Annotated in this window: 20 protein-coding genes and 1 pseudogene; 7 read left to right on the top strand and 14 right to left on the bottom strand. The window is 72.3% G+C overall.

Annotated elements, in window-relative coordinates; translation table 11 throughout:
- Nucleotides 1-199: 199 nt before the first annotated feature.
- On the bottom strand, nucleotides 200-916 hold the full coding sequence (locus ABC270_RS03830; RefSeq protein ID WP_412879584.1) for a GntR family transcriptional regulator: 717 nt from the start codon (nucleotides 914-916) through the stop codon (nucleotides 200-202).
- Between the two features lie 118 nt (nucleotides 917-1,034).
- Between ABC270_RS03830 and ABC270_RS03825 the strand changes: the two genes are divergently transcribed.
- Nucleotides 1,035-2,180, top strand: coding sequence for an MFS transporter (locus tag ABC270_RS03825; protein ID WP_412882029.1), 1,146 nt, complete (start codon nucleotides 1,035-1,037; stop codon nucleotides 2,178-2,180).
- Nucleotides 2,181-2,425: 245 nt separating this feature from the next.
- On the opposite strand, the gene ABC270_RS03820 is transcribed toward ABC270_RS03825, so the two are convergent.
- On the bottom strand, nucleotides 2,426-3,583 hold the full coding sequence (locus ABC270_RS03820; protein WP_412879583.1) for a baeRF2 domain-containing protein: 1,158 nt from the start codon (nucleotides 3,581-3,583) through the stop codon (nucleotides 2,426-2,428).
- 229 nt (nucleotides 3,584-3,812) lie between these two features.
- Between ABC270_RS03820 and ABC270_RS03815 the strand changes: the two genes are divergently transcribed.
- The 4 genes and pseudogenes from ABC270_RS03815 to ABC270_RS03800 all read left to right on the top strand — a co-directional run bounded on the left by ABC270_RS03815 (nucleotide 3,813) and on the right by ABC270_RS03800 (nucleotide 10,265).
- The gene (locus tag ABC270_RS03815; protein ID WP_412879582.1) at nucleotides 3,813-5,177 is read left to right on the top strand and encodes an extracellular solute-binding protein; all 1,365 of its coding nucleotides are present in this window, start codon (nucleotides 3,813-3,815) and stop codon (nucleotides 5,175-5,177) included.
- Nucleotides 5,174-6,115: pseudogene (locus ABC270_RS03810) on the top strand (carbohydrate ABC transporter permease); the annotation flags it as partial. The gene ABC270_RS03815 and the pseudogene ABC270_RS03810, both read left to right, overlap by 4 nt.
- A 176-nt stretch (nucleotides 6,116-6,291) precedes the next feature.
- Nucleotides 6,292-7,227 carry a carbohydrate ABC transporter permease gene (locus ABC270_RS03805; protein ID WP_412879581.1) on the top strand — a complete coding sequence of 312 codons (936 nt, stop codon included), beginning with the start codon at nucleotides 6,292-6,294 and terminating at the stop codon, nucleotides 7,225-7,227.
- Nucleotides 7,224-10,265 (top strand): glycoside hydrolase family 2 TIM barrel-domain containing protein, encoded by a 3,042-nt coding sequence (locus ABC270_RS03800; protein ID WP_412879580.1) that lies wholly within the window; start codon nucleotides 7,224-7,226, stop codon nucleotides 10,263-10,265. The genes ABC270_RS03805 and ABC270_RS03800 overlap by 4 nt, the downstream gene beginning before the upstream one ends.
- Before the next feature lie 185 nt (nucleotides 10,266-10,450).
- Here the strand turns inward: ABC270_RS03800 and ABC270_RS03795 are convergent, their stop codons facing one another.
- Nucleotides 10,451-10,867 carry a DUF3151 domain-containing protein gene (locus tag ABC270_RS03795; protein WP_412879579.1) on the bottom strand — a complete coding sequence of 139 codons (417 nt, stop codon included), beginning with the start codon at nucleotides 10,865-10,867 and terminating at the stop codon, nucleotides 10,451-10,453.
- A 304-nt stretch (nucleotides 10,868-11,171) separates the two neighbouring features.
- Between ABC270_RS03795 and ABC270_RS03790 the strand changes: the two genes are divergently transcribed.
- A complete protein-coding gene (locus ABC270_RS03790) occupies nucleotides 11,172-12,749 on the top strand; it encodes an ABC-F family ATP-binding cassette domain-containing protein (protein WP_412879578.1) in 1,578 nt (525 codons plus the stop codon).
- Nucleotides 12,750-12,781: 32 nt separating this feature from the next.
- Here ABC270_RS03790 and ABC270_RS03785 read toward each other — a convergent pair whose 3' ends face one another.
- From ABC270_RS03785 to ABC270_RS03770, 4 genes are all read right to left on the bottom strand, one after another.
- A complete protein-coding gene (locus tag ABC270_RS03785) occupies nucleotides 12,782-13,480 on the bottom strand; it encodes an SDR family oxidoreductase (protein WP_412879577.1) in 699 nt (232 codons plus the stop codon).
- A 119-nt stretch (nucleotides 13,481-13,599) separates the two neighbouring features.
- Nucleotides 13,600-14,082, bottom strand: coding sequence for a DedA family protein (locus ABC270_RS03780; protein ID WP_412879576.1), 483 nt, complete (start codon nucleotides 14,080-14,082; stop codon nucleotides 13,600-13,602).
- A 71-nt stretch (nucleotides 14,083-14,153) separates the two neighbouring features.
- The gene (locus ABC270_RS03775) at nucleotides 14,154-15,185 is read right to left on the bottom strand and encodes a YihY/virulence factor BrkB family protein (RefSeq protein WP_412879575.1); all 1,032 of its coding nucleotides are present in this window, start codon (nucleotides 15,183-15,185) and stop codon (nucleotides 14,154-14,156) included.
- Between the two features lie 2 nt (nucleotides 15,186-15,187).
- The gene (locus ABC270_RS03770) at nucleotides 15,188-15,724 is read right to left on the bottom strand and encodes a hypothetical protein (protein ID WP_412879574.1); all 537 of its coding nucleotides are present in this window, start codon (nucleotides 15,722-15,724) and stop codon (nucleotides 15,188-15,190) included.
- Between the two features lie 63 nt (nucleotides 15,725-15,787).
- Between ABC270_RS03770 and ABC270_RS03765 the strand changes: the two genes are divergently transcribed.
- Entirely contained in the window at nucleotides 15,788-16,531 is a 744-nt protein-coding gene (locus ABC270_RS03765; protein WP_412879573.1) for an MBL fold metallo-hydrolase, read from the top strand.
- Nucleotides 16,532-16,917: 386 nt separating this feature from the next.
- Here ABC270_RS03765 and ABC270_RS03760 read toward each other — a convergent pair whose 3' ends face one another.
- The 7 genes from ABC270_RS03760 to ABC270_RS03730 all read right to left on the bottom strand — a co-directional run bounded on the left by ABC270_RS03760 (nucleotide 16,918) and on the right by ABC270_RS03730 (nucleotide 23,526).
- Nucleotides 16,918-17,961: a Gfo/Idh/MocA family protein gene (locus ABC270_RS03760; RefSeq protein WP_412879572.1), complete on the bottom strand. Its 1,044-nt coding sequence runs from the start codon at nucleotides 17,959-17,961 to the stop codon at nucleotides 16,918-16,920.
- Nucleotides 17,962-18,233: 272 nt separating this feature from the next.
- Entirely contained in the window at nucleotides 18,234-19,151 is a 918-nt protein-coding gene (locus ABC270_RS03755) for a prenyltransferase (protein ID WP_412879571.1), read from the bottom strand.
- The gene (locus ABC270_RS03750) at nucleotides 19,148-19,597 is read right to left on the bottom strand and encodes a lycopene cyclase domain-containing protein (RefSeq protein WP_412879570.1); all 450 of its coding nucleotides are present in this window, start codon (nucleotides 19,595-19,597) and stop codon (nucleotides 19,148-19,150) included. Before ABC270_RS03750 ends, ABC270_RS03755 begins: the two co-directional genes overlap by 4 nt.
- On the bottom strand, nucleotides 19,594-19,926 hold the full coding sequence (locus ABC270_RS03745) for a lycopene cyclase domain-containing protein (protein WP_412879569.1): 333 nt from the start codon (nucleotides 19,924-19,926) through the stop codon (nucleotides 19,594-19,596). Before ABC270_RS03745 ends, ABC270_RS03750 begins: the two co-directional genes overlap by 4 nt.
- Nucleotides 19,926-21,554 (bottom strand): phytoene desaturase family protein, encoded by a 1,629-nt coding sequence (crtI, locus tag ABC270_RS03740; RefSeq protein WP_412879568.1) that lies wholly within the window; start codon nucleotides 21,552-21,554, stop codon nucleotides 19,926-19,928. The genes ABC270_RS03745 and crtI overlap by 1 nt, the downstream gene beginning before the upstream one ends.
- Nucleotides 21,551-22,471 carry a phytoene/squalene synthase family protein gene (locus ABC270_RS03735; RefSeq protein ID WP_412879567.1) on the bottom strand — a complete coding sequence of 307 codons (921 nt, stop codon included), beginning with the start codon at nucleotides 22,469-22,471 and terminating at the stop codon, nucleotides 21,551-21,553. Before ABC270_RS03735 ends, crtI begins: the two co-directional genes overlap by 4 nt.
- Nucleotides 22,468-23,526 (bottom strand): polyprenyl synthetase family protein, encoded by a 1,059-nt coding sequence (locus ABC270_RS03730; protein WP_412879566.1) that lies wholly within the window; start codon nucleotides 23,524-23,526, stop codon nucleotides 22,468-22,470. Before ABC270_RS03730 ends, ABC270_RS03735 begins: the two co-directional genes overlap by 4 nt.
- Between the last annotated feature and the right edge of the window lie 17 nt (nucleotides 23,527-23,543).

The raw sequence follows: 23,543 nt of genomic DNA, 5'->3' as shown, positions 1-23,543 counted from the left end.
AGGTCGGGCTGCCGGCGCGAGGTCGGGCTGCGGCGCGAGGTCGGGCTGCCGGCGCGAGGTGGGACCTCAGCGCCCGGTCGGACCGTCAACGCCCGGTCGGGCCCTCAGCGCCCGGTCGGACCGTCAACGCCCGGTCGGGCCCTCAGCGCCCGGTCGGACCCTCAGCGCCCGGTCGGACCCTCAGCGCCCGGTCGGGCCCTCAGCGCTCGGTCGGCCCGACGATCGCCATGCCCGCCCCGCGGAGTCGACGTCGTTCCTGCGCGATGAACGCGAGGAGCCGGTCGTTGGTGCCGGCGACGTGCGCTGCGAGCAGGTCCGCGGCCCGGTCGGCGTCTCCGGCACGGACGGCCTCGAGGATCGCGCTGTGCTCCTCCCAGGCAGCGTCGCGGGCCTCGGGCGTGCGCACCTCGATCCACCGCGTCCGCTCCAGCCGGGTGAGCGCGTCGGCGACGGCGTCGGTGATGAACCGGTTGCCGCCGAGCGCGGCGAGGTCGAGGTGGAACGTCGAGCCCATCCGGATGCCGGAGCGCTGGTCGGGGGCCGCACGGAGGTCGTCGAGGTGCGCCCGGACCTCGTCGAGCTGCTCGGCGGAGGCACGAGCGACCGCGAGCCGTGCGGCCGCCGGTTCGAGGACGCCACGGAGCTCCGCGAGTGAGGCGATCTCGTCGAGGTCGATCGGGGTGACCGTCCACGAGCGCCCCTCGTGCAGGATGAGCCCTTCACGCTCGAGCCGGGACAGTGCGGCCCGGACAGGGGTCCGCGAGGCGTGGAAGCGCGCCTCCAGGCCGCGCTCGGAGATGCGCTCGCCCGGGGCGATGTCGAGGGTCAGGATCGCCGCTCGGAGGTTGTCGTAGAGCTGCGCGGTCTGCGAGACCGGCGCGTCGTCCGCGGTCACCACGTCTGTCGTTCCAGCCACGGTCGGGAAGCCTAGCAGGCATGGTATACCGTTTTGGTATACCAACCAGTGCCCGAACGGAACCATCGTGACGACGACCATCACCTCACGCCCGACGACGACCCGCCGGGCGTGGACGATGCTCGCACTCGGGGTTGCGGCTCAGGCAGCCGGCACGCTCGTCGTCTCCGCTCCCGCGCTCCTCATCCCGTACCTGCACGCGCACGGGACGCCGCTGCCGGCGGCAGGAGTCCTCGCCGCGGCGCCCACGTTCGGCATGGTGCTCACCCTGATCGCCTGGGGAGCCGTCACGGACCGGTTCGGTGAGCGGATCGTCATCGCGGGCGGGCTCGTCCTGACGACGCTGGCGGTGGCGGCAGCGTGGGTCACGGCCGGGGACACCGTGCTGCTCGGGATCGCGTTCCTGGCCGCGGGCATGACGAGCGCGTCGACGAACGCGGCGAGCGGTCGTGTGGTCGTCGGGTGGTTCCCGAAGGAGCGTCGCGGGCTCGCGATGGGGATCCGGCAGATGTCGCAGCCGCTCGGCGTCACCCTCGCAGCGGTGACGGTCCCGCAGCTCGCCGAGGGCACAGGCATCCGCGCGTCGCTCGTGCTGCCGGTCCTGCTGTGCGGCGTGCTCGCGGTCCTCTGCGCGATCGGCATCGTCAACCCGCCCCGTGCGTCCCGCGATGGAGCGCCGCCGGAGCACGTGGCGAACCCCTACCGCACCGGTGGCTTCCTCTGGCGGGTCCACGCGGTGTCGGTGCTGCTCGTCGTCCCGCAGTTCACGCTGTCCACGTACGGGCTGGTGTGGCTCGTCGGGCTCGGGTGGTCGACGGGCGCCGCCGGACTCCTCGTCGGGGCTGCGCAGTTCGTCGGGGCGCTCGGGCGCATCGCGGTCGGGGCGTGGAGCGACCGGGTCGGTTCCCGGGTCGGACCGCTGCGGATCGTCGCTGTGAGCGCCGCGGTGGTGATGGGCGTGCTGGCACTCGTGGACGTGACGCACCTGGTGGCGGGTGCGGTGTTCCTCGTGGTGGCGACGAGCGTCACGGTCGCCGACAACGGCCTGGCGTACACATCGGTGGCCGAGGCGGCGGGGCCGTTCTGGTCCGGCCGTGCGCTCGGGGCGCAGAACACGGGCCAGTTCATCGCGGCGAGCGCCGTCGGTCCCGGAGTCGGAGCGCTCGTCGCGGGGCTCGGGTTCGCGGCGTCGTTCTCGATCGTGGCAGTGCTGCCGCTGCTGGCGCTGCCGCTCGTGCCGCGTGCGGACCGGTCGCGCGACTGAGGCCGAGATGCCCGGGCGCTCGGCCGGGTGGTGGCCATCGGCGCGCCCGGACGCGTGGCGCTGGGGTTCCACGACTCGCCGCGCGCACATCGCCGAGGTTCCGAGGACGGCGGCGGGGGCGCACGAGATGCCGACATTCCGGAACCTCAGCAGGCGACGCGCGAGGGGGCTGCGCGCGCAGGTGACGGACGGGAGGCCCGTGGCGGGGTCGCCACGGGCCTCCCGTCCGATCCGGGGTCACGTCATCACGCGGGGACGGCCGGTCCGACCGGCCAGCGCAGCAGCGCGGCGGCCGCGGCGCCGCCCGGTAGCGATGCCGCGTTCACGAGCACGAGCTCCGCGTCGGTGAGGACCGCCGCCCGCACGAGCGCGCACACCGCCGGCACGGGTCCGATCACCGGGACGCCGCCCGCCTGCTCCGGCGCGGTCGCGACCCACGGCGCCGCACCGAGGGCGAGGAGGGTCCGGTCGCCGATCGCCACGGCGTCGAGCGCGACCACCGAGCTCTGTGCCTGCTGCAGCGCCTCGACCACCGAGCCGAGCCCGGTCACGGCCTGGTTGTCGCCGCGCCCGACGTGGGTGCGGAGGAGGTCCTCGAGGTCGTGTCGGCGAGTGGCGACGACGCGGGCGAGCGCCACCTCCACGTGCTCGACGAACGCCTGCTTCGACGCGGTGTCCGCCCGGGGGTCGCCGGGGAACACCGACACGAGGGTCTTCGTCTCCGCGGACAGCGACTTCACGAGCAGCTCGCGGGCGGTGACGTCGCCCGCGATCACGACGAGCCCCGGTCGGCGCTCACGCACCGCGGCGTCGAGGGCGGACGCGAGCTCGGACTGGTTCTGCTTCCAGATCTCCTCGGTGTGCTGCTGCCAGTGCGGCTGCTTCCACCCGGTGCCGGCCTTCGCGTAGTGCAGGGTGTCGTTGCGACCCTCGACCTGCTGCTCGTCCGGGGCCACGGGTGCGTGGCCGAGGCGGTACGTCCGGAACGCCCCACCCTCCTTGCCCGCGTGCACGACGAGGAACGGCAGGTCGACCGGGCGGTGGGCGACGAGCGGGACGAGGTCGGGGACGGCACCGACACCGATGGACTCGGCGCCGTGCAGGTGTCCGGGGAGCACTTCGCTCAGGACGACCGACCCCTCGTGGACGAGCACGTAGCGGGTGACGGGCGAGGGGACGCCGACTTCCTGCTCGAACTCGGCGGCGATCGCGTCCACGACGGCGTCGGTGGCACCCTGCGCGCGAAGGGACTCCTCGACCGCGCGGAGCTTGAGCGCCGCCTGCCGCCTCGGGTCCTCCACGTTGCCGGAGACGTCCGCGTAGGCCCAGGCCCACGTGCCCCCGTCCTCCAGCCGCTGTCCCAGGATCTCGTGCAGTTCGCTCGTCGCGTTGGTCGACGTCATGGCAGCTCCTTCCGCTCAGCGTGCCGGAGCAGGACCGCCCCGACGGCGGACGGGTTCGTCGGACCCTCTCACGGTCCCCTGCGTCCGCGTGGGCCCACCATCCACCCCTCGGACCGGACGCGTCCACATCCGCCAGGGAACGTCCAGCGACCTGCGCGAAAGTACAGCAACGCTCGGTTTTGTGATTGGCTGGGCGGGACCCCGATCGACGACGAACCGGAGCCGTGCAATGACGCCATCAGCCAGGCGGAGCCCGATCACCAGACGACAACTCCTGGGCTTCGGCCTGGGGACGGCGGCGGCGGGACTCCTCGCCGGCTGCGCGGTGCCGGGCTCCACGAACGTCAACAAGGCGGCGCTCATCCCCGCCGCGTCGGGCGGCGAGACCGTCCAGCTCACCTACTGGGCGTGGCTCAAGGACCTCCAGAAGGTCTGCGACGTGTGGAACGCGAAGCACCCCCACATCCAGGTCACGGCGAACTGGATCCCCGGCGGCAACAGCGGCGGGTACCAGAAGATGTACTCCGCGCTCGCGGCGGGCGGCGGCCCGGACATCGGGCAGGTCGAGCTCCGGCAGATCCCCGAGTTCATGCTCGCGAACGGCCTGACGGACCTCGCCAGGTACGGCGCGAAGGACTTCGAGTCGAAGTACGACGAGGCCGCGTGGGCGCAGGTGTCGTTCGTGGACGGCATCTACGGCATCCCGCAGGACACCGGCCCGATGGGCTTCTACTACCAGACCGCGATCCTCGAGCAGGCCGGCGGGGAACCCCCGAAGACCTGGGACGATTGGCGCGACCTCGCCGACAAGGTGCGGGGGACGGGCAACGGCAACTACCTCGAGGTGTTCCCCGTCGCCGACGCATCGCCCTTCGCCGCGTACGCACAGCAGGCCGGGGCGCGGTGGTTCCGGATCGACGGCGACGAGTGGGTCGTCGACATGACCGACGACAAGACGATGATGGTCGCCGAGTTCTTCGACGGGGTCATCGACGACAAGTTGGTCGACACGAGCGCCGGTGCGTACTCCCCCGGCTGGTACGCCGCGGCGGCCAGCGGCAAGATCGCGGCCGTCACGAGCGCGAGCTGGGGTGACGCACTCATCCAGTCGGTGCAGGGCGGCGAGGGCAAGTGGAAGGTCGCGCCCATGCAGACGTGGGGCGACACCGGCTTCGGCTCGAGCGCCATCGGCGGCTCGACGGCAGCGGTCCTCGCGAACGCGAAGCACCCGGCCGAGGCGCTCGAGTTCATCACGTGGATGACGACCTCGGAGGAGGGCATCGACGCGATGATCAAGTACTGCGGCATCGGCTGGTCGCCCGCGAAGGACTACATCGGGGCAGCGCGTGAGAAGCCGTCGAAGTGGTTCTCCGGGCAGAACTACAACGAAGAGGTCTTCGTCCCCGCAGCGCAGGAGCAGAACGTCGACTGGTCGTGGTCGCCGGTCACGCAGTCCGCGTTCACGAGCTTGCAGAACCAGTTCCGCCGCAAGCTGACCGGCGGTCTGAAGCTCACCGACGCGGTCGAGCTCGCCCAACGGGAGATCGTCCAGTCCTTCAAGGACAAGGGCCTGAGCGTGAGGACCGCACGATGACCGCCACCCAGGACCGCGCGACGGCCGCCTCGCAGCCGCGCGCCGGCTTCCGCACCAGCACGAAGGCCACGGCCGCCCAGAAGCGAGCGCCGTGGATCCTGCTCGGACCCTTCCTCGCACTGTTCGTGCTGACGTTCATCATCCCGATCATCAGCGCACTGTTCCAGAGCTTCACCACCGTCGACCGCAAGGGCCTGTTCGGCGAGGACGGTGTCGTCGGCCGGTTCGCCGGGTTCGACAACTACGCCATCGCACTGCAGGACTCCGGCTTCGTCGCCTCGATCGGCCGCATGCTGCTGTTCGGCATCGTGCAGGTGCCCGTGATGATCGTCCTCTGCACGATCCTGGCGCTGCTCCTCGAGTCGGCGAGCGCTCGCTGGCCCGCGTTCTTCCGGGCCGTGTACTTCATGCCGTACGGCGTGCCCGGCGTCATCGCGACGATCCTGTGGTCGTTCCTCTACGTGCCCGGGCTCTCCCCGATCGTGGCGCTGCTGCAGTCGATCGGGTTGCAGCCGGACTTCCTCGGCGCGAACAGCGTCCTGTGGTCGATCGCGAACATCGTCACCTGGACGTACACCGGCTACAACATGCTCATCATCGTGGCCCAGCTGAAGTCCATCCCCGGCGAGGTCTACGAGGCCGCGAAGATGGACGGCGCGAACGCGTTCCAGGTCGCATGGCGGATCCAGATCCCGCTCATCGCGCCGGCACTCGTGCTCACGACGGTGTTCTCGATCATCGGCACCCTGCAGCTCTTCGCGGAGCCGCAGATCCTGTCCACGGTCGCACCCGCGATCGACACGGAGTACACGCCCAACTACGCGGCCTACACGAACGCCTTCGCGTTCAACGAGTACGGCGTCGCGTCGGCCCAGGCCGTGATCATCGCGCTGGCCGCGTTCATCCTGTCGTTCGCGTTCCTCGCGCTCACGAACCGGCCGCCGAAGAGCGAGCGGGACCAGCGGAAGCGCGCGAAGCGCGACGGCCTGGAGGCACGGCGTGCGCTCCAGACGCGTGTCACCGCCGACGGTGGGTCGCGACCCGCCACCGGCGTCGCGGACCGCAGCACGACCACCGGGGCCGCACCGCGCCTCCAGGCTGAGGGGGAGAACCGATGACCAGCGAAGCCGTCCAGGCACCGGTGACCAAGCGGGCCGCCGAGCCCGTCGACACGACCGCCATCACGGCGCACCAGCGCCGCAAACTCGACCGGTCCGGGAAGTCCCAGATCGTCGTGACGGGCATCCTCGTCATCGTCGCGATCTACTTCCTGGTGCCGCTGTACTGGGTGGTCATCGCGGCCACGAAGACCACCGGCGCGCTGTTCGCGACGAACGGGTTCTGGTTCGGCGGCGAGTTCGCCCTGTTCAGCAACATCGCGCAGGTGTTCTCGTACGACGGCGGCATCTTCGTCCGGTGGATCGCGAACAGCATCCTGTACTCGGGGGTCGGCGCCGTGCTCGCGACCTACTTCGCCGCCGCCGGTGGGTACGCGCTCGCGAAGTACGAGTTCCGCGGCCGGCAGCTCGTGTTCGGCACGATCCTCGGCGGCGTGCTCGTCCCCGGGACCGCGACCGCGCTGCCGCTGTTCCTGCTGTTCTCGACGCTCGGCCTCACCGACACGTACTGGAGCGTGCTCATCCCGAGCCTCGTGTCACCGTTCGGGCTGTTCCTCTGCCGGGTCTACGCGGCAGCGTCGGTCGACACGGCGTTGCTCGAGCAGGCGCGCATCGACGGCGCCGGTGAGCTGCGGATCTTCCACGCCATCGTGCTGCGGCAGATGACCCCGGCGCTCGTGACGGTGTTCCTGTTCCAGGTCGTCGGCATCTGGAACAACTTCTTCCTCCCGCTCATCATGTTGGCGGACCAGAAGCTGTACCCGATCACCCTCGGCCTCAACAACTGGCGCGCGCAGGTCGATCGTCTGCCAGAGTTCTACCAGCTCACCACCGGCGGCGTGCTCGTCTCGGTCATCCCGCTGGTCATCGCGATCATCGTCCTGCAGCGCTTCTGGCGCGGGGGCCTCACGGAAGGATCGGTCAAGGGTTGACCGTCGCTGCAGAACCGACCCCACTCGCCGCCCTGGCGTCCACCACTCCCGGATCCGACACGCGACTGGCCCCCCGTGCCTGGTTACACACGGACGCCCCGACGCTGTCGCTGAACGGCGACTGGGACTTCCGCTGGTCCCCCGTCGCCGACGTCCCGCTCCCCGGGTCCGACGACGACTGGGGAACGCTCCCGGTGCCGTCGCACTGGGTCCTGCACGGACACGGAGCACCGAGCTACACCAACCTGCAGTACCCGTTCCCGATCGACCCGCCGCACCCGCCGGAGGAGAACCCCACCGGTGACCACCGCCGTGAGTTCTCGCTGCCGGACTCGTTCGACGCGGCTGCTCGGGTCGTGCTCCGGTTCGACGGCGTGGAGTCGCACTTCCGGGTCTGGCTGAACGGGTCGCTCGTGGGGTGGAGCACCGGCTCCCGGCTCGTCACCGAGTTCGACGTCACCTCGCTGCTGCGTCCGGGGCCGAACGAGCTGCTCGTGCGCGTGCACCAGTGGTCGGGGGCCTCGTACCTCGAGGACCAGGACCAGTGGTGGCTGCCCGGCATCTTCCGCGACGTCACGCTGCTCGCGCGTCCCACCGCGGCGATCGACGACGTGTTCGTGCGCGCCGGCTGGGAGCCCGTGCTCGGGTCCGCCGCCACCGCCGGCACCGCTGCGTCGGGGCGGCCGTCGACCGGCACGGGGACGATCACCGTGCCGACGCTCGACGCCGTCTTCCCGGTGCGGTTCTCCGTTCCGTCGCTCGGCGTCGACGTGACGTGGGCAGCTGCGTCCGACGTCGCACCGATCATCGTCGAGGGCGTCGAGCCGTGGAGCGCCGAGCAGCCGCGGCTCCACGACGCGACGCTGTCGACCGGTACCGCTGCCGGCGGACGCGCGGGCGGCGAGACGGTCTCGCTGCGCCTCGGCTTCCGGTCGGTGCGGATCGAGGGCGACCGGTTCCTCGTGAACGGCGAGCGCGTGGTGTTCCACGGCGTGAACCGGCACGAGACCCACCCCGTCCGCGGTCGGGTCTTCGACGAGGAGCACGCCCGCGCCGACATGGCGCTCATGAAGCGGAACAACGTCAACGCGATCCGCACCTCGCACTACCCGCCGCACCCGCGGGTGCTCGACCTCGCGGACGAGCTCGGGTTCTGGGTGATCCTGGAGTGCGACCTCGAGACGCACGGGTTCATCTTCACCGGGTGGGTCGGCAACCCGTCGGACGACCCGGCCTGGCGCGACGCGTACCTCGACCGGATCGCGCGGACCGTCGAGCGGGACAAGAACCACCCGTCGATCGTGATGTGGTCCCTGGGCAACGAGTCCGGCACCGGTCGGAACCTCGCGGCGATGTCACAGTGGGTGCACGACCGCGACGACGAACGCCCGGTGCACTACGAGGGCGACTACACGGGCGAGTACACGGACGTGTACTCCCGGATGTACCCGACGCTGCAGGAGACCGAGTCGATCGGCGGCGGCACTCCGACGCCCCTGCTGGAGTGCGGGCCCGCCGAGGCCGCGCGGCAGCGGTCGAAGCCGTTCATCCACTGCGAGTACGTGCACGCGATGGGCAACGGCCCGGGGCAGATCGCCGAGTACGAGGCCCTCGTCGACAGGTACCCGCGGCTGCACGGCGGGTTCGTGTGGGAGTGGCGAGACCACGGACTCCTCACCCACACCGCCGACGGCACGCCGTACTACGGGTACGGCGGCGACTTCGGCGAGGTCGTGCACGACGGCAACTTCGTGATGGACGGCCTCGTGCTGCCCGACGACACCCCGACCCCGGGGCTGGCGGAGTTCGCGGCCGTGGTCGCACCGATCCGGATGTCGTCGTCGGAGACCACCCTCCTGGTCGAGAACCGGTACCACTCGGCCTCCACCGCGGGACTGCGCTTCTGCTGGACGCTCTCGCGCAACGGCGTCGTCGAGGCCGCCGATCGGCTCGCGCCGGGCGTCATCGCCGCACGGGCGTCGGCCACCGTGCCGGTACCGGACGAGGTGCTCCGGGCCGCGGCGGACCAGGGCACGCTCGCGCCCGGTGACGAGCTGTGGTTCGACGTGACCGCGGAACTCGCCGGGCCGACGGCGTGGGCGGACACCGGCCACGTCGTCGCACGCACCCAGCGGCTCGTCGCGAGCCGACCGGCGGACGCGCCACGGGCCTCCCGGCAGGGGTGGGACGGCGACCGACTCGGTGACGGGACGTTCACCGCCCGCGGCGACCTGGTCGCCTTCAAGGGCCACGAGGTCGCGGGGCCCCGGCTCGAGCTGTGGCGTGCACCCACCGACAACGACCGCCTCGCATCGCAGGGCGGCTACGAGACCGCGGACCCGGTGCTCACCGGCGGGGTCGGGGACCCGAACGCGCCGGCTTCGGCGGTGAAGTGGGTCGAGCGGGGGCTCGACCGGCTGACGCACCGGCTCGTGTCGGTGTCGCGCACGCCGTCTGGCCTGGAGCAGCGTGTCCGCGTCGCGGCGGCGAACAGCGGGTGGGGCGTCGACGTCACGCACCGCTGGACCCTGACCGACGCAGGCCTGCAGCTGCAGACGGATGCCGTGCCGTTCGGGGCGTGGGACGTGACGTGGCCGCGGCTCGGCGTGCGGTTCGACCTGCCGGTGTCGTTCCTCGACGAGACCGCGACGTGGTTCGGGACCGGTCCGGAGGAGTCCTACCCGGACTCCTCGCACGCTGCTCGGGTCGGACGCTTCACCGCGCCGGTGCGCTCGCTGACGGTCGAGTACTCACGGCCGCAGGAGTCCGGGCACCGTCCGGGGCTGCGCGCGCTGACCGTCGGCGACCTCACCGTGTCGACGGTCGGGGCGACCCGCGCGGGCTTCACGCTCACGCCGTGGACCGCGCAGCAGGTCGCGCGCGCCGGGCACCCGTACGAGCTGCCCACGCCGGACCACGCGTACCTGTACCTCGACGCGGCGCAGCACGGGCTGGGGTCGCGCGCGTGCGGGCTCGACGTGCTGCCGGAGCACCAGCTGTGGCCGCACGCAGCGTCGTGGAGCGTGGTGCTGGCGTAGGGCGCGGGTGCGCGCGGCGTTCGCGTTCGCGTTCGCATTCGCACAACCGAAGTCACCCCGAACCGCGTTTCCGCGTGGTTCGGGGTGACTTTGGTTGTGCGCCGGCGCTTCGCACCAGGGCGCGGTACGGCGCGGCGCGGTGCGATTCGGCGCTGGGCGCACTCGCTGCCCCGCCGCGACGCGAGTTACGCACCGAGCGCGCGCAGCGCCTCCGGGTCGCTCTGCTCGAGGAACGCCGTCAGCCGCTCGGGCTCGCCGTCCTCTCCGATCGCCTCCGCCGCGCGCCGCAGCGCGAACAGTGCGCGGAGGACCCCGCGGTTCGGCTCGTGCGACCACGGCACCGGCCCGGCTCCACGCCACCCCGCCTTCCGCAGTGCGTCGAGGCCGCGGTGGTACCCGACCCGGGCGTAGGCGTAGGACTCGAGCGTCGCGCCGCGTTCCCACGCCTCGTCGGCGAGGAGCGCCCACGCCAGGCTCGACGATGGGTGCGACACCACCACCGAAGCGACCGGGGTGTCCGCGGCGAGCGCCGATGTCACCTCCGGCTCCTCGGGCAGCAGGGTCTCGGGGGTGGCGGGGTTCGGCAGCAGGTTCTCCGGCATGCCCCCAGCCTGTCACGCCGAGCGGCAGGACCCCTTGCGTGCCGCGCGCGGCCGGGCGTACCGTGGTGGTCCACCCCGTCGTCACCACGGGGTCGCGGTGCGGGACGACCGGCCGCCGCCACGGGTGACGGCCACGGGGGTCCCCGACGGAAGCAGACGAGTTGCTGTCGATCACCGGTTCCGCTCAGCCCACGCGCTGACACCGTGATCGCGCCCGCCGTCGGGCGCTCCACCGCTCGTGCTGGCCGCACGGTGGTGGCTCCGGTGTCGTGCGCCCAGCACCGACAACCGGGGAGGCACCCGCATGCCCAGCAGTCCGTCCGTCGTCCTGAACGACATCAGTTTCACCTGGCCCGACGGCACCGTCGCGCTCGACCACTGCACCGCCGCCTTCGGCCGCGGCCGCACCGGCCTGGTCGGGAGGAACGGGGCCGGCAAGTCCACCCTCGTCCGGCTGGTCACGGGGCAGCTCCACCCCACCTCGGGATCGGTCACGACGACCGGTCCCGTCGACCTGCTGCCGCAGCGCCTCACCGCTCGGCCCGACGACACCGTGACCGACCTCCTCGGCATCCGGCAGACGGTCACGGCACTCCGTGCGGTCCTCGGAGGCGACGCGTCCCCGGAGCACTTCGACGTGATCGGCGACGACTGGGACGTCGAGGAGCAGGCCACCGCCGCCCTGTCCGGCATCGGGCTCGGCCTCGACGGCTCCGACCTCGACCGTCCCGTCGCGACCCTGTCCGGTGGGCAGGCCGTGCTCGTCGCCGTCGCGGGTATCCGGATGCGTCGGGCGCCGATCGTGTTCCTCGACGAGCCGACGAACAACCTCGACCGGCGGGCACGGAGTGTCCTGCTCGACATGGTCGACGGCTGGTCGGGGACCCTCGTGCTGGTCAGCCACGACCGAGAGCTGTTGGAGCACGTCGACGAGACGTGCGAGCTGCGGTCCGGGGCGCTGACGGTGTTCGGGGGGACCTTCCACGCGTACGAGGAACACGTCGCCGTCCAGCAGGCCGCCGCCCTGCGCGAGGTCCGCGTCGCCGAACAACGACACCGGACCGAGAAGCGGCAGCGCATCGAGGCCGAGACGAAGATCGCACGACGGGCCCGCGCCGGGCGGAAGTCCGCCGAGAACATGCCGAAGGGGTGGGCCGACGAACGACGGAAGCACGCCGAGCAGACCGCCGGACGCCTCCGGGCCGGGTACGCCGACGACGAGACGGCCGCGCTGACCGCCAAGCACGAGGCCGAGTCACGCCTCCGCGTGGACGAGTCGATCACGGTCGCGCTGCCCGACCCGGAGGTGCCGACCTCCCGGATGATCGCCACGGTGACCGTCCGGGGCCGGGACACCGTCGTGCAGGGCCCGGAGCGGATCGCGGTCACGGGTGACAACGGGGTCGGCAAGACGACGCTGCTCGAACAGCTCGTCGGGGTGCCGGACGCCCGGGACCACCCGCTGCCGCACACCCGTGCCGTCGCGCACGTCGAGCGCATCGGGTACCTGCCGCAGCGGAAGGACACGCTCGACGACGCCGCGACCGTGTTCGACAACGTCCGCCGGCACGCCCCGACCGCGAGCGACGCCGAGGTGAAGAACCGGCTCGCCCGGTTCCTCGTCCGCGGGGACGCCGTGGGTCGCCGAGCCGGTGACCTGTCCGGCGGCGAGCGGTTCCGCGTCGCACTCGCGGCACTCGTCCTCGCCGACCCCCCGCCGCAGTTGCTGGTGCTCGACGAACCGACGAACGACCTCGACCTGACGAGCGTCGACCAGCTCGTCGACGCGCTGCGGTCCTACCGGGGTGCACTCGTGGTGGTCAGCCACGACGAGGCGTTCCTCGACCGACTCGACCTGACGACCAGGATCGAGCTGTCGTGACCGGGGCCACGGCCACGGCCACGGCGGGACGCTCAGCGCCGCTTCGTCGGGCGGATCGCGAGCGACTCCACCGTGCCCCGCTCCGGCAGGTCGACCACGGTGCGGACCGCGGCTGCGACGTCCTCCGGAGCGAGGTAGTAGGCGGTGTCGTACTCCTCGCCGAGCTTCTCGGTGAGGGCACGCTGCATGTCCGAGTCGGTCCGGCCCGGGTGCACGCTCGACACCCGGACACCGTTCGCCCGCTCCTCTTCGCGCAGGGCGTCGGCGAACGCGCGGAGGGCGAACTTCGACGCCGCGTAGACCCCGCCGCCGGGGCCGGAGTGGAAGCCGGAGCCGGAGTTGACCGCCACGACGATGCCCCGGGCCGCGCGGAGGGCCGGCAGCGCCCGCCGCGTGAGCTCGGCGACCGCGAAGAGGTTGGTCGCGAAGACCCGCTCCCACACCACGCGCTCGGTCTCGGCGACGGTGGTGCCCTCCTCCACCCCGGCGTTGTGCACGAGGACGTCGAGCCGGTCCGGCAGGGCGGGGGCGTCACCGGCGCCGAGGTCGCCCACGAAGGGCGACGCGTGCGGCAACTCCGCGACGAGGGCGTCCACCGCCTCGGCGCTCCTGCCACCGACGAACACGTGGTGCGTCCGCCCGAGGTCGCGGGCGATGGCCCGGCCGATCCCGCGGGTCGCGCCCGTCACGAGGGCGGTGGGGAGGCTGACGGGAGGCTCGGTGTCGTTCATGCGCACCAGCCTACGGATGCGGTCCGACGGGGCCGCACCGTGCCTCCAGGCCGGGGCCGCCGCAACCACTGTCCGACGGGACCCCGTCCACGCAGCGGGGGCCGGGCCGGACCGGCGCGTCAGCGCGGTGCCGCCGACGCGCGGCGCCGGCGGCGGGCCACCGCCCACCCGACGGCGACCGCCGCGACGACCGTGACGAGCGCGACGACGCCCCACGGTGATCCCGCGACCGCGGCGAGGACCGCCCAGAACACGGCCAGCCCGACGGTGGCGTACACGAACGCCCAGGCCACGCAGCCGACGAGCATCACGGCCGTGTACCGCCACCACGGGACACGGGCGAGGCCGGCGGCCGCGTTCATCACCGTCTGGAGACCGACCGTGAGGAAGCTGACGGCGACGACCGGCAGACCCCAGCGGTCGAGGAGCGCGGAGCCGCGGCGGACGGCGACGCTGTCGACCCACCGACCGAGGCGCGAGCGCGACGCGCCGGTGACCGCCAGGCGCGCGACCCAGTACGTGGCCTGCGCACGGCAGAACACGATCACGAGCAGGGTGGCGACGAGCGGCCAGAAGGGCAGGTCGTCGAGGAAGGACGGCACGCGCGCACCGTAACGGCGCTCGCCGGGAATGTCCTCAGTCGCGGTCGGCGGGCCGGTCCCGCTCGCGGCGCTCAGTCGCGGTCGGCGCCCTGCCGGATCTTGATGCCCTGGAGGACGTCCTTCGCACGCTGCTCGTCCTGCTTCTCGATCTGCCGGGTGTCGCGCTCCGGGAGCTGGATGTCCTCCTCGGCACGGATGCCGGCCTGCAGTTCCCGGCCGCGCTCGAGCTCGGCGTCGAACTCCGCGCCGAACAGCAGGGCGTTGTTCGTGATCCAGATCCAGAGCAGGAAGACGATGACGCCACCGAGCGAGCCGTACGTGGCGTTGTAGTTCGAGAAGTTGCCGACGTAGAACCCGAAGCCGAGGCTCGCGATGATCCAGATCAGGATCGCGACGATCGAACCGCCGCTCACCCAGCGGAACTTCGGCTGCTCGACGTTCGGCGCCCAGTAGTAGAGCACCGCGACCACGATCACGGCGATGACGAGCAGGATCGGCCACTGCACGATGAGCAGCACGGTCGCGGCGGCGTCACCGAGCCCGATGAGGTCGCCGACGCTCTTCGCCAGCGGGCCGCTGACGAGGACGACGAGGCCGAGGACGAGCAGGACGACCGTGAAGAGCGTCACGCCGAGCATCGTCGGGCGCAGCTTCCAGATCGGCCGCCCCTCGCGGACGTTGTAGATGCGGTTCATCGCGCGGCCGAAGGCGCCGACGTAGCCGGAGGCCGACCAGAGCGCGCCGAGCAGACCGACGATGAACGTGACCGGTGCGGCGGGTGAGCGGACGAGGCCCTCGACCGGGTTCTTGAGCAGTTTCGCCACGTCGCCGCCGCCGATGTTCGTCACGACCTTCAGGACGTTGTCGATGGTCCTCGTCGGGTCGGACACCAGCCCGAGGATGGAGACCACGGCGAGGATGCCGGGGAACAGGGCGAGCACCGTGTAGTACGTCAGGCTCGCGGCCAGGTCGGTGCACTGGTCGCTGGAGAACTCACGGAGGGTCTTCTTCAGCGTGTACAGCACCGTCGGCTTCGTGAGGTCGGTGGGTCCGTCCGGCTTGCGCGGGTCGTCCGCGTCGGGCTTCTGTCGTTCGCGGGCCATGATCAGCTCCTGCCTGCGGCTTTCGCGGCTGCCTTCGAGGCCGCCTTCGCACGGGCTGCGGCCTGCTTGCGGTTCTTGGTCGCACGACGCTGCACGGCGGCGATGCCCGCGCGCTGCTTCACGCGGTTGCGGTGCATCGGGTCGCGCTCGAGCGCTTCCTCCGCCGCCTTCTTCCGCGCCTTCCGGCCCTTCCGTCCGGGCTGGGACTGTTCAGCGGCCCCAGGGCCGTCGCCGCCGCGGGCGCCGAACGGCAGGAGCGCGGTGAACGCGGTCTGCGCCGGCGGTCGGGCGAGGTGGCCGGCATCGGTGCGGCCGATCCGCGCTCCGAGGACGATCGCGGCGACACCGGCCGCGGCGGTGATGCCCATCGCCACGAGCGGGGTCGGGTCACGGTGCCAGCGCTGCTTCGTCTTCGCGATCGCCAGGCGGGTGCGCGCGGGCACGTCCGCACGGCGGCGGATCTCCGCCACGGTGTCGGTGATGCCCTCGCGGGCACGGGTGTTCGCGAGTTCGAGCTCGGGGAGGCTGTCGTTGGCCATGCACCGTGCCTACCAGGGCCGATCCGCGACGGCCCACAGTTCAGGGCGTCTACGGTGCCGGGCATGTTGTTCCGAGACGTCGCCGAGGGCATCCACCGGCTGGAGGTCGCCCACACCAACACCTACCTCGTCGAGACCGGCGACCGTTTGCTCGTGGTCGACGCCGGCCTCCCGGCGGTGTGGCCGCACCTGCAGCTCGCCGTGCGGGACCTCGGCTACACGCCGGCCGCGGTCGAGGCGCTGCTGCTCACCCACGGACACTTCGACCACGTGGGCACGGCGGACCGGATGCACCGCGAGTGGGGGACGCCCGTGTACGTGCACCCGGGTGACCGGGAGCTGGCCGCGCACCCGTACTCCTACCGCCCGCAGACGAACCGGTTCGGCTTCGTGGCGCTCCACCCCGGCGGCCTGGCACCCCTCGGACGGATGCTCCTGGCCGGCGCCCTGTCGGTGCAGGGGGTCTCCGACACGGAGCCGCTGGAGTCCCGTGCGGACGTGCCCGGGTCACCGTGGATCATCGAGACGCCGGGACACACCGACGGGCACGTGGCGCTGCACTTCGCCGACCGGGACGCCGTCCTCGTCGGGGACGCCCTCGTGACGTTCGATCCCTACACGGGTGGGATCGGACCGCGGGTGGTGGCCCCGGCGGCGACGGCGGACGTGCCCGAGGCGGTCGCGTCGCTCGACCGGCTCGTGGACACGGAGGCGCGGCACGTGCTGCCGGGGCACGGTCCGGGGTGGCCGCTCGGCGTGCGGGCAGCGGTCGCGCAGGCGCGGCGCGCCGCGGGTGCCGCCGGGTAGCGGCGACCCCGACGAGCGGCGGCCCGGCACGCAGAGCGGGGCGCGCAGGCTCGCTGCGCGCCCCGAGACCCGGGCTGGCGGACATGTCCCGTGCCCTCGGGCACGAGACGTGTCCGCTGGCCCGAGACTCGCCGTCGAGCGACGGACCCCGGTGAGCGGGCGGTCGTGACGGTGTGACGGCCGGGAGGCGCGGTGCGGGCCCGCCACGGGCCTCCCGGCCGGCTGCTGGTCGCGTCCGGGGCAGCCAGCGGGCCGCGGAAGCGACGGGTCCCAGGTGGGCGCCGGAGCGTGCACGCGAACGCGACAGGCCTCGGCGCCGGGACGCCGCGATCTGTCGCCGTCGCGGGAGCGACGGACCGCCGCCCGTGGCGCGGGGTGCCGCGCACCTACTCCGGGACGACGACGTCCTCGGGGACGCCGGACTCCGCCGAGCGCTGCGCCGCCTCCATCACCGCGAGGCTCCGGAGGTTGTCGCGACCGCTCGTCTCCGGCGCCGGCCCACCGAGGACCGAGCGCGCGAAGGCCTGCAGGCCGCCCTGCCGGTCGGTGTGCTCCATCGTCGGGAGCTCCACCGGCTCGGCCTCGTCGTCCTGCGTCCGGCGGAGGGTCACGCGGTCGCCCTCGACGGCGTTCGGCTCACCAGAACGGCTCGTGAACCACAGCTCACCGTCCGCCCCCTGGATGCTCCACTCCCCCGCCCAGGCCGTCCGCGGTGCCCGCGAGAGCCAGCTGCCGCGGTAGCTGACGACCAGGCCGCCCTCGAGCTCGATGAGCATCGACGCGATGGCCTCGTCCTGGTACTTGCTGAACGACGGCGACGACGCCCGGGCGTAGACCCGCACGGGCTCGCGGCCGGTGACCATCCGCATCAGGTCGAAGTGGTGGATCGCCATGTCGTTGATCATCGCGTGCGGGAAGCGGTAGTGCGGGTGCTCCTCGAAGGCCCGGTCGTTGTCCCACTGCCGGAAGTCGACGTCGATCGTGGCGAGCTCGCCGACCACGTCCGCCTCGAGCAGCTCGGTCACGACCCGGGGCGCCGGGTACCAGCGGTAGTTCTGGCTGACCTGCAGCACGAGCCCGAGCTCCTCGGCACGGCGGACGGCGGTCGCAGCCTCTTCTGCGGTGTTGGCGAAGGGCTTCTCGACCAGGACGTGCTTGCCGGCGTCGAGGGCCTCGAGCGCGAGCGGCACGTGCGTGACGGCCGGAGCGGTGATGACGACGGCATCGGCCTCGACGCCGGCGAGCGCCTCGGTGAGGGACGCGAACGCGGCGGAGGCCGGCAGGCCGAGGTCCGTCCGCACGGCGTCGAGCGTCGCGGGCACCGGGTCGACGATGCCGACGACCTGGACCTCGGACACCTCGGGGATGGCGGTGCGGGCCCAGTTGCCGCCCCACCCTCCGAGACCGACGTGGATGATGCGGACCGGCATGCGTGCACTCCTTCGTGTTCGGCGCGTGCGGCCTCGACGGCGCACGTCCCTCCAGTCTGTCAGGCGTGACCGTCAGCGGGCGACGACCGCGCCCGCGCGCTCGGGCGGCGCGCTCGGGCGGCGGATGCCGGGCGCGCGAGTGCTGCCGAGGTTCCACGACTCGCCGGGTGCGGTTCGCCGAGGTTCCACGCCCGGCCGCCGTGGAGGCCGAGATGCCGGGATTCTGGAACCTCGGGAGACGGACTTCGCGCGCGTCGTGCGCCGGCGCCCCGTCAGCGCACGAACGCGTACGCGATGAGCGCCATGGTCACGAGGAAGCCCGCGAGGTAGTTGATCCACAGGAACCGCTTCCACCCGGCGTTCGCCGCCTCGGCCCCGGCGTCGGTCACGTTCCACCACGGCAGCACGTTGAGCGCGTAGGGCACGACGACGACCGCCGCGATCGGCCCCGGGAACGCCGAGAACAGCAGGACGACCCCCGCGACGACGTACGCCACGAACGCGAGCCGCACGGTGGCACGGGCCCCGATCACGGTGGCGACCGACCCGATCCCTCCTGCCCGGTCCGCGAGGACGTCCTGCACGGCCCCGAACGCGTGCGACGCCACACCCCACAGGAAGAACGCCACGCACACGGCGACGAGCTGCCCCGTCCAGTGCGGCCCGGCGAGCGCGAGCCCGTACACGGCCGGCGACACGAAGTGCGTCGACGAGGTCAGGGAGTCGAGGAACGGCTTCTCCTTGAACCGCAGCCCCGGCGCCGAGTACGCGATCACGGCGAACACGCTGATCGCGAGGACGAGCCACGACCACGGGCCGTTGCCGCTCAGCCCGCCGAGCACGACGAGCGCGACGAGGAACGGGACGTTCGTGACGACGACCGCCCACAGCGTGGTCCGGTGCACGCTCTTGTCGAGCAGGGCGCCCTCGACGCCGCCCTTCCGCGGGTTCCGCAGGTCGGACTCGTAGTCGAAGACGTCGTTGATGCCGTACATCGCGAGGTTGTAGGGCACGAGGAAGTAGACGACGCCGACGACGAAGGTCACGACGCCGAGCGCGGACCCGAACACGTCGGTGCCGAGCAGGTACGCGGCGCCGAAGGGGTAGGCGGTGTTCACCCAGCTGATCGGCCGCGAGGACGTGAAGAGCGCCTGCAGCGTCGACGGCCGGGAGGGACGGGTCGCGGTCATGGGGTCGGCTCGCCTTCTGCGGACGGTCGCGCACCGTGCGCGTCGCGTGTCGGGTGCTCCGGTGACGGAGAGCGGGTCGGGTGCGCCGGTGGCGCCGTGGACGGACGGTCGAGCAGCACCCACAGCGCGGGGAGCAGCAGGACGGCACCGATCGAGTACGCGAGGTCCTCGATCGGGATCGCACCGATCTTCGCACCGCTGATGAGGGACGGGTCGTACGCCACCACGCGCAGCGTCACGATGACGTTGTCGAACACCATCGTCATGACGAGGAGCGCGACCCCGGCGATCACACCGCTCACGAGCGTGACCCGGCGGCCGGGAGCCGAGGGCCGACCGGCGGTACGGGCGCGTCGAGCGGCGACGAGCCCGGCCACGACCGCGACGACGACCGCCACCGCGAGGAACGGCACCGCGAGCAGGGCGTAGGCGGCGTGCGAGCTCACGTGCGCCGCCGTCCGAGCGCCCTGGCGACGAGCGGCCTGGCCGCCCCGAACGCGTTCATCGTCGTGTAGCAGAGCAGCAGCAGGAAGAAGACCTCCTCGACCGGCACCTCCGGCGCGACGACGAGTCCGGTCAGCACCCGCTGCGGCCCGATGAAGAAGATGCCCGCCGCGACCCCGGCGAGGTCCCACACGAGGAAGAACACCATGCCGATCGCCATGACCGCCGCTGCCCGCCACGGCGCCCGCCAGAAGAACAGCCGGAAGCGGGCGTCGAGCACGGTCATGCCGACGAGCGACACGAGCAGCCCGGCGAGGTAGAGCCCCGGCATCAGACCGCTGCGTCCCGCCGGAGCGGGGTGGGGAGCGGTTCGGTGCTCGTGTCACCGTGCAGACGCTTGATCAGCACTTCGGCGCTGATCAGGCACATCGGCAGGCCGATCCCCGGCGTGGTCGATGCGCCGACGTAGTAGAGCCCGTCGACCTTCCCCGACCGGTTCGGCTCGCGGAAGAACGCGCTCTGCGTGAGGGTGTGCGCCGGCCCGAGCATCGACCCGCTCCAGGCGTTGTAGTCGTCGGCGAAGTCCTGCGGGCCGATGGTCCGGCGGACCCGGATGCGCTCGCGGAGGTCGGGGACGCCCGCGCGTTCGGCGATGACGTCGATCGCGCGGTCGGCGATCCGCTCGACCTCGAAGTCGCCGGCTCCGTCGATGCCGCCCTTGCCGATCGACAGGTCGGCCGGCAGCGGCACGAGGACGAAGAGGTTGCTCGACCCGGGCGGGGCGACCGTCGTGTCGGTCTCGCTCGGGGCGCACACGTAGATCGACGCGGGGTCCGGGACGTGGCGGTCCTTCCCGAAGATGGCGCCGAAGTTCGCCTGCCAGTCGGCGGTGAACACGAGCGTGTGGTGCAGGAGGCCCGGTACGGGACCGTCGACGCCGAGGTAGACGAGGACGGCCGAGGGCCCCGGGTCGCGCTTCTGCCAGTGCTTCGCCGGGTAGGTACGGTGCTCGGGGTCGAGCAGCTGCAGCTCGGTGTGTCGGAGGTCGGCCGCGCTCACCACGAGGTCGGCCGGCGCGACGTGCTGTCCGCCCTCGCGGTCGCGGTGCACCACGCCCGTGACGTGACCGTCCTCGACGACGATCCGCTCGACCTTGGCGCCCGCGATGACCTGTGCGCCCTCGGTGCGGGCGAGTCGGCCGATCGCGCCGATGATCTCGTGGATGCCGCCCTTCGGGTACTGCACGCCGTCGGCGAGGTCGAGGTGGCTCATGAGGTGGTACATGCTCGGCGCCTTGTACGGGCTGGTGCCGAGGAACACCGCCGGGTAGCCGAGCACCTGCCAGAGCCGACGGTCCCGCACGGCGGTCTCGGCGTACTTCGCGAGGGGCTCGGTGAGCAGCCGGAGGAGCTTCGGCAGACGCCGAAGGACGTCCGGGGCGGCGAGCTTCCGGAGGTCCGCGAAGGTCGTGTAGAGGAACCGCCGCACCGCCATCGCGTAGGTCTCCTCGGCGGAGTCGAGGTACTTGCGGATCCGCTCGCCGGCGCCGGGCTCGACCGACTCGAAGAGCGCGATGTTCGCCTCCTTGTCGGCGCGGAGGTCGAGCGGCTCGTCGTGCCCCTCCGAGTACACGCGGTACCCGGGGTCGAGCGTGACGAGGTCGAGCTGCTCCGCGGCGGTCGTGCCGAGCAGCTGGAAGAAGTGGTCGAACACCTCCGGCATGAGGTACCAGGACGGCCCGGTGTCGAACGTGAAGCCGTCGCGCTCCCACGAGCCGGCACGGCCGCCGAGCTGGCTGCGCTGCTCGAGCAGCGTGACGGCGTAGCCGTCCCGCGCGAGGAGGGCCGCGGACGCGAGTCCGCTGATGCCGCCGCCGATCACGACGGCGCGACGGACGGGCACCTTGCGCCGGGTGGTGGACACGGAGCCGGTCGGACGGGAGGCACGGGGCGGGGTCATGCCGTGCCTCCAGGCCGACGCGTGGCCGGCCCACGACCGGACAGGACCTGCGCGGCCAGCCGCGCCTTGACCGGGTCGGGGACGCGCACGCGCGTCGCGACGAGCTGCGCGGCCGGCGTGCGCGCGATGCGCGCGTTGAGCTCCTGGAACAGGGCATGTGCGAGACCGACGGCGTGCCGGGCGTCCCGGGGCAGCAGCGGGATCGTCATCGCGGCCCGGTCGAGGTCGGCCTGGACGTCGGCGACGAGCCGGACCTTCGTGGCCTCGTCGAAGGTGCGGATGTCCACGCCGGGGAAGTACGAGCGACCGAGGACCTCGAAGTCGGCGTGCAGGTCGCGGAGGAAGTTGACCTTCTGGAACGCTGCGCCGAGGGCTCGTGCGCCGTCGACGAGCACGCGGTCGTCGAACGTCGGGCGTCCGGCGCGGTAGACGAACGCGCGGAGGCACATCAGGCCGACGACCTCCGCCGAGCCGTACACGTACTCCCGGAACGAGTCGTCGTCGTGCTCCGTCCTGTCGAGGTCCATGCGCATCGACGCGAAGAACGGCCGGGTCAGCTCGGAGCCGAAGCCGGTCACGCGGGCCGAACGGGCGAAGGCGTGCACGACGGGGTTCGTCGAGAAGCCGAGCTCGATCGCGCGCTCGGTGTCGCGCTCGAGCTCGTCGAGGACCGTGCGAGCCAGCTCGCGGTCGAGGCCGGCCTCGGTCGCGGGGCCGTCGACGACCTCGTCGGCGACACGGACGAGCGCGTAGACGTTGCGGATGTGCTCGCGGGCGTCCTTGCGCAGCAGACGCGAGGCCAGGCCGAACGACGTGGAGTACCGCGCGATCACGACCCCGGACGCGGCCTCGGCCGTCGCGTCGTAGAGCGGGAGTCGGGCGGAGCGGTTCGGTTGCGGGTGGTGCGCGAGGGTCACCGGGCTCGCTCCACGAGTTCGGACACGATGGACTCCAGTCGGTCGGCGAGGTCGTAGGGCAGCCCCGCGAGCTCGGCGCGGGCCAGGGCCGTGTGCTCGGCGACGCGCTGTTCGGCTGCGGACTTGGCGCCGCAGGACACCAGCGTGGCACGGAGCTCGGCCGCCTGCTCCTCGGTGAGGTCCGGGTCACCGAGGTGCGGCGACAGCTCGGGCCAGCAGTCCGTCGCCGCGGCGTGCGCGATGAGCACGGTGCGCTTGCCCTCACGCAGGTCCCCGAGGACGGTCTTGCCGGTCTCGGCCTCGGACCCGAACACTCCGAGCAGGTCGTCGACGATCTGGTAGGCGATGCCGATCTCACGGCCGAAGGCACCGAGCGCGGCGACGATCGGTTCCGGAGCGCCGGCGAGCACAGCGCCCGACTGCAGCGGCGCCTCGAACGAGTACACGCTCGTCTTCGCGCGCTCCATCGCGAGGACGTCGTCGACGGTCGGCATGGGTCCGAGAGCGAGGTCGACGTCGGCCATCTCGCCCGCGGCGCTCGCGAACACGGCCTCGTCGAAGATGTCGAGCAGCCGGGAGCGTCGCTCGCCCGTGACCCCGGACGCCTCGATGAAGCGGGGCGCCGCCGCGAGGGCGAGGTCTCCGGCGATGACCGCGGCGCTCGTCCCACGGTGCTCAGCCGTCGGCAGCGGTAGCCCGCCCGTGGTCCCGGTGTCGCGGAACGATCCGGCGACGTTCGGCTGCCCACGGCGTGACCAGTCGCGGTCGATGACGTCGTCGTGCACGACGAGCGCGGTGTGCAGGAGTTCGTAGGCGGCGCCGACCTGTACGGCCGCAGCGGTGTCCGTGCCCCCGAGCGCGCTGTAGGCGGTGAGGACCATGCGCGGGCGGAAGCGCTTGCCGCCCATGCTCGCCCGGCGGAGCACGCGCCAGAGTTCGGGGTTCGGGCCGCCGTAGCGCTCCGCACGAGCGCTCGACACGGCGAAGAAGCGCTCGAGGCAGTCGTCGACGAGCGCGAGGTCGTTCTGCGCCACGGTGGTCGCTTCCTCGCTCATTGGCCTAACCTATCGGT

The organism is Curtobacterium phoenicis, from assembly GCF_047238015.1.
Lineage (GTDB): Bacteria > Actinomycetota > Actinomycetes > Actinomycetales > Microbacteriaceae > Curtobacterium.
The sequence above is the reverse complement of the archived record's forward strand: the minus strand, read 5'-3'. Positions and strand labels throughout refer to the sequence as shown.

Bases quoted from the DNA above. Each gene is read 5' to 3' on its own strand.
- ABC270_RS03790 (WP_412879578.1), top strand. From the start codon at position 11,172: ATGCCCAGCAGTCCGTCCGTCGTCCTGAACGACATCAGTTTCACCTGG.
- crtI (WP_412879568.1), bottom strand. From the start codon at position 21,554: ATGACCCCGCCCCGTGCCTCCCGTCCGACCGGCTCCGTGTCCACCACC.
- ABC270_RS03760 (WP_412879572.1), bottom strand. From the start codon at position 17,961: ATGCCGGTCCGCATCATCCACGTCGGTCTCGGAGGGTGGGGCGGCAAC.
- ABC270_RS03825 (WP_412882029.1), top strand. From the start codon at position 1,035: ATGCTCGCACTCGGGGTTGCGGCTCAGGCAGCCGGCACGCTCGTCGTC.
- ABC270_RS03795 (WP_412879579.1), bottom strand. From the start codon at position 10,867: ATGCCGGAGAACCTGCTGCCGAACCCCGCCACCCCCGAGACCCTGCTG.
- ABC270_RS03775 (WP_412879575.1), bottom strand. From the start codon at position 15,185: ATGGCCCGCGAACGACAGAAGCCCGACGCGGACGACCCGCGCAAGCCG.
- ABC270_RS03765 (WP_412879573.1), top strand. From the start codon at position 15,788: ATGTTGTTCCGAGACGTCGCCGAGGGCATCCACCGGCTGGAGGTCGCC.
- ABC270_RS03820 (WP_412879583.1), bottom strand. From the start codon at position 3,583: ATGACGTCGACCAACGCGACGAGCGAACTGCACGAGATCCTGGGACAG.
- ABC270_RS03730 (WP_412879566.1), bottom strand. From the start codon at position 23,526: ATGAGCGAGGAAGCGACCACCGTGGCGCAGAACGACCTCGCGCTCGTC.
- ABC270_RS03785 (WP_412879577.1), bottom strand. From the start codon at position 13,480: ATGAACGACACCGAGCCTCCCGTCAGCCTCCCCACCGCCCTCGTGACG.
- ABC270_RS03815 (WP_412879582.1), top strand. From the start codon at position 3,813: ATGACGCCATCAGCCAGGCGGAGCCCGATCACCAGACGACAACTCCTG.
- ABC270_RS03805 (WP_412879581.1), top strand. From the start codon at position 6,292: ATGACCAGCGAAGCCGTCCAGGCACCGGTGACCAAGCGGGCCGCCGAG.
- ABC270_RS03770 (WP_412879574.1), bottom strand. From the start codon at position 15,724: ATGGCCAACGACAGCCTCCCCGAGCTCGAACTCGCGAACACCCGTGCC.
- ABC270_RS03755 (WP_412879571.1), bottom strand. From the start codon at position 19,151: ATGACCGCGACCCGTCCCTCCCGGCCGTCGACGCTGCAGGCGCTCTTC.
- ABC270_RS03745 (WP_412879569.1), bottom strand. From the start codon at position 19,926: ATGCCGGGGCTCTACCTCGCCGGGCTGCTCGTGTCGCTCGTCGGCATG.